Genomic DNA, 12,348 nt, shown 5'->3' with positions numbered 1-12,348 from the left:
GTAATTCAGGCCGGATGAATGGCTTGGCATCGAAGTTGGGATTGCCTGATCCAATCAAGTTGGTCAGCTCAGCGGAATTCTTGCCATCCAGCATAAAATTAATAAACTGATGCGCAAGGCTCGGATGCTTTCCACTTTGATGTAACACCATGCTGTCCAATGACATCACCGCACCCTGAAGAGAAAACGTACACTTTATCAAAGTTTACTAACGTACTGAATGTATAAATTCAATGCGGACAAAAGTAGGCAATCTATTTTCTGCTAACAGGCCCCAGATCATTAAAAATAACAGGATTAGGCCATGAATACCGGCAGCCGATAATTGGCCGGCGGTTGGCTTATGTTGCTTATCGCACAGACAACTTGCGTATGAAAGGTTAAACATATAATTATTTACGGTATATTTAAGAAGTAAAGGGTTGAAATCTTAGGTTGCCGTTGTGCTAGCACAGGATATTGCCGATCGTTTAACACTCTTCATTAAACAAGCTATGTGCAATCCAGAAGATACCTTGCAAACTGTTCCTTCGATGCCAGCGCAGACACCTACCTCCAAATCGATGAGCGATCTTGCTCTGAAAGCGTTACGGGTATCGGAAAGCCGCTACCGCCGGCTGTTTGAATCCGCTCGCGATGGGATTCTGCTTCTCAATGCGGATACTGGACAGATCGATGACGTTAATCCTTATTTGATTGAGATGCTGGGTTATTCACATGCGGAGTTCTTAGGAAAAAAGTTGTGGGAGGTAGGTACGTTCACGGACATTGCTGAAAGCCAAAAAATGTTTTCTAAGATACAAGCAGAAGGTTATGTCCGTTATGATGATCTTCCGCTCAGAACAAAGGCGGGCGCAATAATCGCGGTTGAATTTGTCAGTAATAGTTACGACTGTGAAGGGACGAAAGTAATTCAGTGCAACATCCGCAACATTACTGAGAGAAAGAAGACGGACGAAAGGATCAAAGAGCTGGCATTCTTTGATCAACTTACCGGTTTGCCCAACCGGCTACTCTTGCAGGATCGGCTGAAGCAGGCTATGGTTGCCAGCTCGCGCAGCGGTATATTTTGTGCGCTGTTGTTCATGGATATGGATAATTTCAAGAATCTTAATGACACCCTGGGTCATGACAAAGGCGATGCGCTGCTCAGACAAATCGGGCAGCGTCTGACTTTGTGTGTGCGTGAAGGCGACACCGTTGCCCGATTGGGCGGTGATGAATTCGTGGTCGTGCTTGCCGGATTGAATGCAGATAAAGCGGAGGCGGCTAAGGGCGTCAAAACCGTTGTCAGAAAGATGAACGTCGCGCTTAACCAACCATACCAAATTGGCGGTGCGTTGCATAACAGCACGGCAAGCATGGGTGTAACGCTTTTTAAGGATGATCTGATTAACAGTGATGATCTGATGAAGCAGGCTGATCTTGCCATGTACAAATCCAAGGAAGCCGGGCGCAATACACTGCGTTTTTTTGATCCGAACATGGAGTTGGCCGTCATGAAGCGTGCGGGGATGGAGAACGATTTGCGGCGAGCTATCGACGAGAAGCAGTTTGTACTTCACTACCAGGCTCAGATAGCAGGCGACAACCGCATTACGGGGGCTGAAGTCCTATTGCGCTGGCAGCATCCGCAGCGCGGCATGGTACCTCCCGCCGAATTCATTTCATTGGCCGAAGAAACCGGGCTGATCCAGCTTCTGGGAAAATGGGTTCTGGAAACTGCTTGCGCTCGTTTGGTTGTCTGGGCCGACCAGCTTGAGATGGCGGATCTCACGATTGCGGTGAATGTCAGTGCGAACCAATTTCGCCAACCTGACTTCGTCGATCAAATATTAAAAATACTGAAGAACACGGGCGCCGATCCCCGTCGACTAAAGCTTGAGCTGACAGAGAGCCTGCTGATAGCTGATGTTGAGGACACAGTCGAAAAAATGTTCGCATTGAAGTCAAAGGGGATATGTTTTTCACTGGATGATTTCGGGACAGGATACTCATCCTTGTCGTACTTGAAACGTTTGCCGCTGGATCAGTTGAAGATTGATCGGTCGTTTGTACGCGACATACTCACCGATCCCAACGATGCCGCGATTGCCAGGACTATCGTGGCTCTGGGTCAGAGCCTTGGATTGGGGGTAATCGCAGAAGGCGTTGAAACAGAAGCGCAACGGAATTTTTTGGCCGTTTCAGGTTGCCATGCTTATCAGGGTTATTTTTTCAGCCAACCTTTACCTGTTGAGGGTTTCGAAAAAATTGCGCAAGGCGTCTGAACATCGGCTTGAAAATTCCTGATCAGATCTTAATAAGTTGTGTGCGGTAACAGACAGACATAATTCCGGCAATAAATTATGCTGTTCTGTAGATTATAGATCTGTATTAAGAAGGAGAATCGAATGAAAACCTTAAAATTGTTTGCAGTAGTAGTGATGATCGCGGGAACGAGCGGCTGTTTATCGTTTGGTTCTGGAACGCCTGGTCCACAAGGACCGCAAGGTAACCAAGGGCCATCTGGAACCAATGAAAAGATTATCGTAGTTCCAGAGAAAACCGACGCAAAGGTTATCGTGGTACCAGCGAAATCATACTAATCAAGGGATTCTCGGGTGGTTAGCCGATGCGAAAAGCTAACGTTTGGTTTTGGCGGCGTGTAACCTAAATGCTGCGTGCGGCACCAGCTTCCACCTGTAGATTGATAAACTTCCTTTGCATATTCTCGCGTAATTTTTCGTCCAGAGCACCCAATGGTTCATCCAGTAATAATGAGTGCCGCTGATTGATTAGTTTCCCGGAAAATCTCCTCAATTGCTTTTGTCTGTTGGGTAATTCATGGGATATCGATCGGCGAATTGGGAAAGCTCAGCTTCTTTCGATGTCTCGGCGGCATTGACTTTAATTTCTTCCGGTGTTTTACCCGGCATTTTTAGCGAGAACTCGCTATTTTCGGTCATTTTCATATGCAGAAATAACGCATAGCTCAGGAAAACGGTATGAAACAGATATTTCTCCGGCGGAAAACCGGCGATGTCTTTACCATCGAGCAAAATTTTTTCGTCGTCGAGTGCGTAGAAGACCCTCCAAAGATCGATTAATTATTTAGGGGTGTGCTATTTGAAGTAGATGACGTATCAGGGTCTTCTATTTTAGTATTCCGTTTTTCGTTACGGGCTATATTTCGTTTTAGATTTTCTGGGCCATTGATCATGGCGTCCAAGAAAACGGCACAATAGCTTTTATCGATAATTGCATTCTGATGCTTAATTTCCGGCAACATTAACGCATGGAGTTTCTGAAGATTATACCAAGGCACCGCAGGGTATACGTGATGCCCAATATGATAGTTAATATTGTTCCAGAACCATGAATGCATTGGATTGCTAATAATGGTACGAGTACCGGCAAGCTGGCCAGCATTCCAGGGTGTTCCATAGTGCTCTGCCACAAAACGAACGCTATTGAAAAATCCAAAAAAAATGAGCGGCCAGAACCAAAGTGCAAAAACCTCAGATGCAATCCCCTTATTATTAGCCCATTCAAAAATAATGACGGTAATCACCGCATGCAGCGCTATTTCACTCCAATGAATAAGTGCTTTTCTGCCGCTTAATTTTTGTAAGGGAAAAATAATAACAAACTGGATGGCGGTCAGAACTACGCCAATCAAGGCATATGCATAGAAGAGAATATAATCACCGATTCCCCGCTTACCCATTGTAAAGGCATCCGGATCTTTATCTGACCGGTTAAAGCGATGATGCAGGAGGTGATCTTCTTTGAAAGCGGTGAATGAAATTAGCAACGGTATCATGGCAAAAGCACCAAATACCCAATTCTTCCACTTGGCCTTAAATAGAACGCTGTGTGTGCAATCATGCATAAAAGTCACAATGCCCATCTGCATGTAACCCATCGCAAGATAGCAGAGCCAAACAATAGCCCAATGCGGGGCATGCCAGGCCATTATTCCAAGTCCTATCCATATTCCATAGAACAAAGGAATTTTTAGGTTGGGTTGCCAACGATGCTGATAGAGTGCTTTCAGCTCGGCTTTATCAATAGAATTTATCATAGGGATAAGTAGCGACTGTAACATAGTAATGTGCTCGGATACCTTGCATCTGGAAAATAAACTAACAAAGCCAGAATCCGGCGTGCAATTTGTGTAATTACTCTGTGTTACTTCGGAGTAAGCGGGAAGAGAGCTAGCAGGCCGTTGAAAAACGTTTTCGAGGTAGCCGATGCAAGGCAAAAACAGGCGAGGAAGCGAAGTTTATGCTTAATAAGTGAGCATTTTGAGTCTGTTTTTAACACCGCAGCGGCAACACAGATAGTTTTTCAACGGCCTGCTAGATACTGGGGAAATTTAGAATTTCCGTATCTGCTTTATTACGAACATGGCAAGGAGATCGCCGCGAAAATATTTTTGATAAGATCAAATCTACCGGGATAAATTTTCTGGCGCGGTAAATTTTTTGTATCTGAAATGCGGGAAAAGATTGGAAGGTAAAAATACGGTTTAAATATACTAGCAAAGCAGAAGTGAGCGATTGTAAAGCTTTTTTCTGAGTTAAAGACCTTGCTACATTCCTGCGTTATTTCTAATAGAGAACAAATTAAGCGTATGAAGCCCCCCACCGGTTTTCAGCCGGTGGAGTGTTAACTGAAACACTTAGATTCAAAAAACTCCAAGTGCTTGTGTCGATCGATTGCTTACGAGAAGTATATTGATATAACAATCAAACCCACCGCCACGAGAGTTATAACTCCGAAATTTAAACCTAATTTTTTAAAAATTTCAGCGTCTTCTTTCTCTAGCATATCCATAATCACCTCCACATTTAGTAACAGTCGAGGCGATATTATGAAACCAAGCGAAGTTACATTTATTGATTTAGATCAAAAAATGTTAATGGGCACAAGTAGATGCAGATTCAGACTTAAGAATTAGAAGTTACTGTCAGTTTCTCAAATTTACACTCAAATAGCTGTGCGAGTTGTAAAACTGAGGTGTTTACTCGATGAGTGATATAAAACGCTAGTCCGATTTGAAATTATTGAAATATCTGCCAAGCCAGCAGTCCAGTCAATAATATTGCGATAAGTGCCAGCAGGCGGTTTTGGCGCTTTTCTTCGATGACCAGATCGGTCATCCTTTTTTCCAGCTCATGATTACGATTTTCAGCGATGGCCTGATGAATCAGGCGGGGGAATTCCGGCAGGATGATCGCCCAATTGGGTGCTTCTTTTTGTATCCGGCTGGCTAAACCGCGGAAACCGAGTTGTTCGGCCATCCAGTTCTCTAAAAAGGGTTTGGCTGTTTTCCACAGATCCAGATCGGGATCCAGATCACGGCCAAGGCCTTCGATATTCAGCAGTGTCTTTTGCAGTAGAACCAATTGCGGTTGGATTTCTACATTAAATTGCCGTGACGCCTGGAATAACTGCAGCAGGACTCGCCCGAACGAGATTTCTTTCAACGGCTTGTCAAAGATCGGTTCACAGACGGCACGTATGGCGGATTCAAAATCATCCACTCGGGTATCTTTCGGTGCCCATCCCGCTTCCACGTGTGCCTGTGCAACACGCCCATAATCACGGCGGAAGAAAGCCAGAAAGTTTTGCGCCAGGTAATTTTTGTCTTCATCGCTGAGTGTTCCCATAATGCCAAAATCAACTGCGATATACTGGCCAGTTGCGCCAACAAAAATATTTCCCGGATGCATATCGGCATGGAAATAGCCATCTCTGAACACCTGCGTAAAGAATATTTCAACGCCGACACGCGCCAGTTGCGGGATATCAATACCTTGTTCGCGCAACGTATCGACATGGCTAATCGGCGTGCCTTTGACACGCTCCATGACCATCACACTGCTGCGGCAGTAATCCCAATAGACTTCAGGAACAAATAGAAGGGGAGAATCAAGGAAGTTACGGCGTAACTGACTGCAATTAGCCGCTTCACGCATCAGATCCAGTTCATCATCCAAGTGCCGGGCAAACTCCGAGACGACTTGACGTAATTTCAAACGCTTTCCGTCCGTCCAAAGCGCTTCAGCTAACCATGCGCCGGTATCCATCAGCGCAACGTCGTGCATAATGATCGGCGCTAGATTAGGACGTAATATTTTTACCGCCGCTTCGGTCCCATCATGCAGCACGGCAAAATGGACTTGTGCTACCGATGCGCTGGCTTCGGGTATTTCATCAAACTTAAGGAATATTTCACTGAGCTTTTTACCATATACTTTTTCTAGTGATGAGATGACCACTTCTGAAGAGAAAGGCGGAACCTGATCTTGCAGTTTGGCTAATTCATCTGCAATATCATGAGGCAAAAGATCGCGTCGGGTAGACAGCATTTGGCCGAATTTAACAAAGATAGGCCCCAACGCTTCCAAAGCCAGCCGTAATCTTTCTCCACGCGGTTTGTCCAAATTTCGCCAGAAGGTTAGCGTTCTGACAGTTACTCGTAAAAATTGCAGCCGACTATGATTCAGAACAAATTCGTCTAATCCGAATTTGAAGGCAATGTGTAGTATTTTTAAAAGGCGAAATAGGCGCATGGATTATCTAAAATTTGGTAACGAGCAATGAGAGCTTCAGGGACTCAGTTAAAACATACATGTTTATTTGTTGACAAGTATGCATTGGTTCCACTCTTTTAGAGGAAAGATACGTCGTATTCAATTACTCGCTCGCTAAGGTGCTTCGCTGGGTTAATCGGTTTACACGTTGCTCCAGTTGCTCGGTGCTATGCTGCAAATCCTTTATTTCTTCGCTGAACTGATCGATAGTTGCGGGTTTTGTTAACAAACGATTTTCTTCTGTCCAGTATTCGACTAATGCTTGAGCAATGTGGTGAACATTTTCTACCTGCCAGTGCAGCAGATGTTCGCCGGCTTGTGTGATGCGATGTGCCGGTATATCGCCAATGGCTGTGCTCAGATCATGCTCAAAGACCGCGCTCAAATTAAGTTGCTTGCCAATATTGATTAATTCATCAGCAAGCGATTGATTTCCGATGATTTCTATCTGTTCGAGTGCGCTGGATTCTCGTGCAAGTAGCCGGGGCAGAACCAACGGTGATAGCGTGAGTGTCGTATCAGCATCCATTTCACTACTATTCACTTGTTGTACTTCACCCTCCGCATCAATCAGCAGACTGAAATTAACCAGAGGCGGTATCCGGATACACACTGTCTTCCCGATAAAGGATTGTAATCGTTGGCATGCCCAGTTCTCTCCGCGTAGGACATGATTGATGGGTGTGGTCACAACAGATTTCAGCATTATATTTTCGGTTTGAAGATTCTCATAACAGGAATAGAAGAAATAGTTGCGCCTATTTCTGGGTGTCCGGTATTGCCTCCATGCACTGGAGCTCAACCTTAGCTACCGAATTCCCCCGTTTCTTCCAAGCGTACAATAGGCTTGTGAGTATAACATTATAATTTGAGTCAGTTATACGACTCTGCATGTCTGCTTGCCGGTGCAGGCTGTGCCAGTGCATCGGCAATCATTTCTGCCTGCTTCAGCACGATGGCTAACTCAATGAGGTAAGCTCCCGGCTTTGCCGGAGGTAATCTAACTCAATGAATAGTTGGATTGGCTTCACAGAAGATGATATCAATCGCCAATGCATCTAGGCGGTATTCGCGGTTACAGATATCATCACTGACAACGACTTCGCCAAATTCTTGCAGAATTGAATATACTTCTTCTCGTCCCAAAGCGTGCAGCATGGCATAAATTCTGGCCGGGTTTTCCTCGCAACCATATTGGATAGTTTGTGCGTCAAAGATACGTATGGTTTCTTCGTAAAACAGTCGAGTCAGTATTTCTTCCGCAGTCAGATCAAATAGCGACTGATCGTGGACTGTTGCTGCCAGCGCTTCGGCACGAGTCCAGCCATCGGGATCTTGTTGATCGGCGGCAGGTAGCTTTTGTAACAGTAAGCCGAAAATGGCAGTGTTTGTGGTGATCAGAAAAAGGCGTGAAGGCAGTTGTTCGGATTGTTTGAAGTAATGTTCAAACAGTTCAGCGATGTTGTCGCCGTCGAGCGGTACGATACTTTGGTAGGATTCGCGCATGGAGGGCATATCCAAGGTCAGTAGTAGCTGTCCATGTCCGAGTAAATCGGGTAGTGGCTGCGCTTCGATATTTTGCGCACATTTGACCATGCCGCGTATGTGCAAGCTGTCATTACAGTCGATGACCAGCATGGAAACCGGGCCACTGCCATTCATTTGGACGGTTAGGCGCCCGGCTTGCTTGAGGTTTTCACCTAGGAGTAACGTGACTGCGCTCATTTCTCCCAGTAATTGGGTTACGGGTTGCGGGTAATTACGGCCCGATAACATTTGTTGCCAGACCGAATCAAGATGCACCACTGCACCTCGAATGTCCAGGTTTTCCAGAAGGAAGCGCTGTACGTAATTACTCATTTATAAGCCTCGGATGAATTGATCAATCGAAAATACAGTCGGTATTATAGCTTAGAGCTACCCATGCTTAACCTAACGCAATGATGCTGTTATCCGGCTGCATTCGTTACGCGTTGAATAGGTGAAAAGATGGTGTAGCAAGTGGGTGATTAATCTATGTCGCAATACAGCATTATGAAAACATCTGCCACTCAATGCCAGTTGTGAAATATTATTCTGATCGGCAGATTTTTCCACACATGCCGCTAATCCTGCGATTAAAGTGGCGTGTAATCGGATTTTTCATATGTGTTGTAAATGCCATTTTTGTATTCACTTGCTCGTGCACTTAATGGATCCCCAGTTCAAAATGATAGCCACGAATACGCAGTAAAAAACTGATGGTGCAGCATGTTGGTAGACTTGCAGATGAATAAGCAGTAATGCGCCAGGCGTTAATGTGTGGCTGCTATAACTACTATTTTTTCCGGCATGCATAGCCAAGAATTCAAAGGGTTCCCCGCACGGCATATCCGTGTCAACAAATAGGATCTGATCAAATCCCGCCAAATCAGTAGCATGTTCAATCAGTAATGCATGTCAACGAGACAGGTGACATCCGTTTATTTCAAGTGATTTATGTGTTCAATCAATAAGATTCTAATGCATCATCTCCGCGCGATGGATTCCCATATCCGAATAACAGTAATTTGAACATGAATTGAGTGCTATTGATTTATTTTTAAAAACAAGCACTCAGCCAAAACCGATCATTCTAGTACCACCGGTTTATTAGTAAGCTCATTTTCTTTGTGATTGGGGCTAGGTGGGAAATATTCTCGTAAATGACCACCAACCGCGTTGATTCCATTAATTACACCGGTCTCAAATTGCTGTTGTCGGAATGCGGATTCCATCGTGCGGCAAATAGCTTCCCATTCTTCACTGGAAACTTTTGCATGGATACCGCGATCCGTGATGATTTCTACGTCATGATCGGCAAGCAGCAAATAAATCAATACGCCATTGTTGTGTTCGGTGTCCCATATTCGTAATTGTGAAAATACTTCTACCGCCCGGTCCCGCGCTGTCTGGTTTTTGAAAAGAGGAATTGTATCGAGTGCAGCTTCCGCGGCAAAACAAATTTGACCCCCATGATTCATCTCCGATTGTTGGATGGCCTGTTCAATCGCAGTCAGCGAAGCTGCGGGGAATATGCGGCGCAATGCGAGTTTTCCGGTTAAAAGATGACGGACGATGCGGGTGAAATTCATTTACCATCTCCCCGATGCGCCGCCGCCGCCAAAGCTACCTCCGCCTCCGCTAAAGCCTCCCCCAGAACCACCGCTTCCAAAACCACCATTCCTGAAACCATTATCTGACCAGCTGCTACGCCCGTTTCTATAGATTCCACTGCCTGCCTTCTGAAAAAGGCTCAATAAGAATACAACAACGGTGATGAATATGGCTGCAACGATCGAGGAAAAAAACAACCAGCCAATGAATCCCACACCGATACTCGTTATTGCAGCTCCGACAAGACGTCCTAGTAGTACTTGCAGCATTCTTCCGAGTACAATAAATCCGATTAAAACGGGAATAAAATTGTCAAGAAGGATATGCATGCCAGGAGATTTGCCGGGGCCGTTTTTGGTTGATGGTAGTGGAAGTGATTCTCCTTTAAGCAAGCTTATAATCGCATCGATGCCCGCATCAATACCGGTTACAAAGTTTCCTGCTTTAAATTGCGGCACGATAATTTCTGCGATAATCCGTTTTGCCATCACATCAGGCAATGCGCCCTCAACACCATAACCCACTTCGATACGCAGCGTTCTGTCATTCTTGGCGACGAGCAGCAGTACGCCATCATCGATGCTTTTGCGACCTAGTTTCCAAGTTTCAGCGACCCGCAGCGCATATTGTTCAATCGTTTCGGGTTGCGTGGTGGGTACAATTAACACCGCGATCTGACCGCCTTTTGCTTTCTCGAACGCCGCTAATTTTTGTTCCAGCTGTGTGACTTCACTAACGGAGAGTGTCGCAGTCAGATCGGTTACAGGTGACTTGAGCAATGGAATCGCTACCTCTGCTCTGGAGAGTGTGGCGGCAAGAAGTAAAACGGCAAGCGCCAGGATTTTTACCCAAGTCGGGGGTATTTTGGCAGGCATCATGTTGCTTTCTGGTTAAACTTTAAAGGAAGCATTGAAATTGGGTATTCATATAAAGGATGCTTTTATTTTGTTGCCGGATTGGGAGCATTAAAATCAACCTTGGGAGCAGAGGAAATTTCTTGCTCATTTTCTACCGTGAAACTGAGTTTTGTATGAAAACCAAATAGCATCGCCGTCAGATTACTGGGAAAAGAACGTACCACGATATTATATTCTTGCACTGCTTTAATATAACGGTTGCGGGCCACAGTAATGCGGTTCTCAGTGCCTTCCAATTGTGCCTGTAAGTCCCGAAAATTAGCATCCGATTTTAACTCTGGATAATTTTCTACGACTACTAGCAGCCTTGAAAGGGCATTAGACAATTCTCCCTGAGCATTCTGGAATTTGGAGAATGCTCCCGCATCATTAATCAGCTCGGGTGTTGCTTGAATACCGCCAACCCTGGAACGGGCGTTGGTTACACCCAGTAATACATCCTTTTCTTGGGAAGCGAATCCCTTTACCGTATTAACCAGATTGGGAACCAAGTCAGCTCGCCGCTTGTATTGATTCAACACTTCCGCCCAGCTGGCCTTAATCTGTTCATCCGTTGACTGAAGCGTATTGTAGTCACATCCGCTCAAAGAAAAAGTACAGAGAATCGCCACGATCAATAGCAAATTGCGCATAAACTTCTCCTGATAAGAATCACAATTATTTATTAAATAGAGATGCAAATATTCTTTTCAAGAACATTAGATTATTGTTTTGTAATAAAAAGGCATTCTTTATCATTACATATTTTTTCGGTACGTTGTGGGATATGAAGAATATGTTTTTTAATTCATTTATTTTTATATAAGTTCTGTAAAATAAATAGGCTGCATATTATGATTATAATCAAAACTGATTTGATTTTAATTATCAGGCTCTGGGCAGTCAGGATATATGATTATCATCAACTTGAGTACGCATACGCTTATTTTGAAAGCTTAAGGGTATAGATTAATCAAGTTTTATGATGTTGTGCACATGGCGATTTTTTTTACTTTAACAGCTTTAATTTAAAAGGGAGAGATTTTATGAGTATGGAAAGTGAGATGAGAGTGAGATTTGGAGGTTTTTGGAACTCCCTCATTCTGCTCTTCGTAATTGTTGTTTGTCTTCGTTTTTCAAGCCTTGAGCTTGCAGATGCGGATTTGACCAAAAGAGTTCTTTGTGCAATACATTTGTTCTTTGGTTGTGTCGCCACAGGCGTATTGCTAGGTATATTAAGAATATTTTTGGCATTTTCCAATCAGACCTACACGCGAGCACCAGCATCAGCCAATTTTGTACTGGGTCTTAAATATGGGATTGTTGCTGGTGGATTATTGATTCTTATTGTTGGCGTTCTGCAGCTGAATAATTTCTTGGGCGTGTTTCAACCCATGATTAATGGATTGTTAGCAAAACTTACGGGTATTTTTGCGTAGACTCTAATCCGGGGCTAGTTAACGGTTACTTGATAACTGGCCCCAAACAGTTATAACAAATAATGAATCGGCTTTTTAGAAGCACACTTTTTCCGTTATAAAGTTACTGAGAGAAAGTATTTAGCGTTCTATTTTCTCATCAAGTTCACTCAGATACCTACTTCTGAGCCGAGTCTGATTTAAGGGTTTTAGTAGGCATTATCTTTACGCAGGACGATCCATGCGGTTTTGAGGATGATCCAGAGATCGAGCCAGATAGACCAGTGTTTAAGATAATACAAATCGTGTTCGATA

The 12,348-nt window shown here is 44.3% G+C and carries 13 protein-coding genes and 1 pseudogene; 3 read left to right on the top strand and 11 right to left on the bottom strand.

Annotation, left to right across the window (positions count from 1 at the left end; all coding sequences use genetic code 11):
* Nucleotides 1-202: pseudogene (locus K2P83_RS09765) on the bottom strand (spermidine/putrescine ABC transporter substrate-binding protein); the annotation flags it as partial.
* 241 nt (nt 203-443) lie between these two features.
* Between K2P83_RS09765 and K2P83_RS09760 the strand changes: the two are divergent.
* On the top strand, nt 444-2,270 hold the full coding sequence (locus K2P83_RS09760; protein ID WP_292928688.1) for an EAL domain-containing protein: 1,827 nt from the start codon (nt 444-446) through the stop codon (nt 2,268-2,270).
* Nucleotides 2,271-2,393: 123 nt separating this feature from the next.
* Complete coding sequence (locus tag K2P83_RS09755; protein ID WP_292928686.1) at nt 2,394-2,588, top strand: hypothetical protein; 195 nt, start codon at nt 2,394-2,396, stop codon at nt 2,586-2,588.
* A gap of 64 nt (nt 2,589-2,652) precedes the next feature.
* Here the strand turns inward: K2P83_RS09755 and K2P83_RS09750 are convergent, their stop codons facing one another.
* The 9 genes from K2P83_RS09750 to K2P83_RS09710 form a co-directional block, all read right to left on the bottom strand.
* The gene (locus K2P83_RS09750) at nt 2,653-2,802 is read right to left on the bottom strand and encodes a hypothetical protein (protein WP_292928684.1); all 150 of its coding nucleotides are present in this window, start codon (nt 2,800-2,802) and stop codon (nt 2,653-2,655) included.
* Nucleotides 2,799-3,041 carry a hypothetical protein gene (locus tag K2P83_RS09745; RefSeq protein ID WP_292928682.1) on the bottom strand — a complete coding sequence of 81 codons (243 nt, stop codon included), beginning with the start codon at nt 3,039-3,041 and terminating at the stop codon, nt 2,799-2,801. The genes K2P83_RS09750 and K2P83_RS09745 overlap by 4 nt, the downstream gene beginning before the upstream one ends.
* A gap of 44 nt (nt 3,042-3,085) precedes the next feature.
* Nucleotides 3,086-4,066 carry a fatty acid desaturase gene (locus tag K2P83_RS09740; protein ID WP_292928680.1) on the bottom strand — a complete coding sequence of 327 codons (981 nt, stop codon included), beginning with the start codon at nt 4,064-4,066 and terminating at the stop codon, nt 3,086-3,088.
* A 982-nt stretch (nt 4,067-5,048) separates the two neighbouring features.
* Complete coding sequence (gene ubiB, locus K2P83_RS09735; RefSeq protein ID WP_292928678.1) at nt 5,049-6,563, bottom strand: ubiquinone biosynthesis regulatory protein kinase UbiB; 1,515 nt, start codon at nt 6,561-6,563, stop codon at nt 5,049-5,051.
* Between the two features lie 124 nt (nt 6,564-6,687).
* A complete protein-coding gene (locus K2P83_RS09730) occupies nt 6,688-7,290 on the bottom strand; it encodes an SCP2 sterol-binding domain-containing protein (RefSeq protein ID WP_292928676.1) in 603 nt (200 codons plus the stop codon).
* Nucleotides 7,291-7,589: 299 nt separating this feature from the next.
* Nucleotides 7,590-8,444 (bottom strand): Hsp33 family molecular chaperone HslO, encoded by an 855-nt coding sequence (locus K2P83_RS09725; protein WP_292928674.1) that lies wholly within the window; start codon nt 8,442-8,444, stop codon nt 7,590-7,592.
* A gap of 749 nt (nt 8,445-9,193) precedes the next feature.
* Nucleotides 9,194-9,697, bottom strand: a complete 504-nt coding sequence (locus K2P83_RS09720) for a TPM domain-containing protein (protein ID WP_292928672.1) — start codon at nt 9,695-9,697, stop codon at nt 9,194-9,196.
* A complete protein-coding gene (locus tag K2P83_RS09715) occupies nt 9,698-10,597 on the bottom strand; it encodes a YgcG family protein (RefSeq protein ID WP_292928671.1) in 900 nt (299 codons plus the stop codon).
* A 62-nt stretch (nt 10,598-10,659) separates the two neighbouring features.
* Nucleotides 10,660-11,268, bottom strand: a complete 609-nt coding sequence (locus K2P83_RS09710) for a LemA family protein (protein ID WP_292928670.1) — start codon at nt 11,266-11,268, stop codon at nt 10,660-10,662.
* 393 nt (nt 11,269-11,661) lie between these two features.
* Between K2P83_RS09710 and K2P83_RS09705 the strand changes: the two genes are divergently transcribed.
* Nucleotides 11,662-12,054: a hypothetical protein gene (locus K2P83_RS09705; RefSeq protein ID WP_292928669.1), complete on the top strand. Its 393-nt coding sequence runs from the start codon at nt 11,662-11,664 to the stop codon at nt 12,052-12,054.
* Nucleotides 12,055-12,242: 188 nt separating this feature from the next.
* Here the strand turns inward: K2P83_RS09705 and K2P83_RS09700 are convergent, their stop codons facing one another.
* Nucleotides 12,243-12,335 (bottom strand): sugar transferase, encoded by a 93-nt coding sequence (locus K2P83_RS09700; protein ID WP_292928690.1) that lies wholly within the window; start codon nt 12,333-12,335, stop codon nt 12,243-12,245.
* Nucleotides 12,336-12,348: the final 13 nt, after the last annotated feature.

It is taken from the genome of Nitrosomonas sp. (assembly GCF_019752415.1).
Lineage (GTDB): Bacteria > Pseudomonadota > Gammaproteobacteria > Burkholderiales > Nitrosomonadaceae > Nitrosomonas.
This window is presented reverse-complemented; position numbering and strand designations above follow the sequence as displayed.

Bases quoted from the DNA above. Each gene is read 5' to 3' on its own strand.
- ubiB (WP_292928678.1), bottom strand. From the start codon at position 6,563: ATGCGCCTATTTCGCCTTTTAAAAATACTACACATTGCCTTCAAATTC.
- K2P83_RS09720 (WP_292928672.1), bottom strand. From the start codon at position 9,697: ATGAATTTCACCCGCATCGTCCGTCATCTTTTAACCGGAAAACTCGCA.
- K2P83_RS09725 (WP_292928674.1), bottom strand. From the start codon at position 8,444: ATGAGTAATTACGTACAGCGCTTCCTTCTGGAAAACCTGGACATTCGA.
- K2P83_RS09710 (WP_292928670.1), bottom strand. From the start codon at position 11,268: ATGCGCAATTTGCTATTGATCGTGGCGATTCTCTGTACTTTTTCTTTG.
- K2P83_RS09730 (WP_292928676.1), bottom strand. From the start codon at position 7,290: ATGCTGAAATCTGTTGTGACCACACCCATCAATCATGTCCTACGCGGA.
- K2P83_RS09705 (WP_292928669.1), top strand. From the start codon at position 11,662: ATGAGTATGGAAAGTGAGATGAGAGTGAGATTTGGAGGTTTTTGGAAC.
- K2P83_RS09755 (WP_292928686.1), top strand. From the start codon at position 2,394: ATGAAAACCTTAAAATTGTTTGCAGTAGTAGTGATGATCGCGGGAACG.
- K2P83_RS09740 (WP_292928680.1), bottom strand. From the start codon at position 4,066: ATGATAAATTCTATTGATAAAGCCGAGCTGAAAGCACTCTATCAGCAT.
- K2P83_RS09715 (WP_292928671.1), bottom strand. From the start codon at position 10,597: ATGATGCCTGCCAAAATACCCCCGACTTGGGTAAAAATCCTGGCGCTT.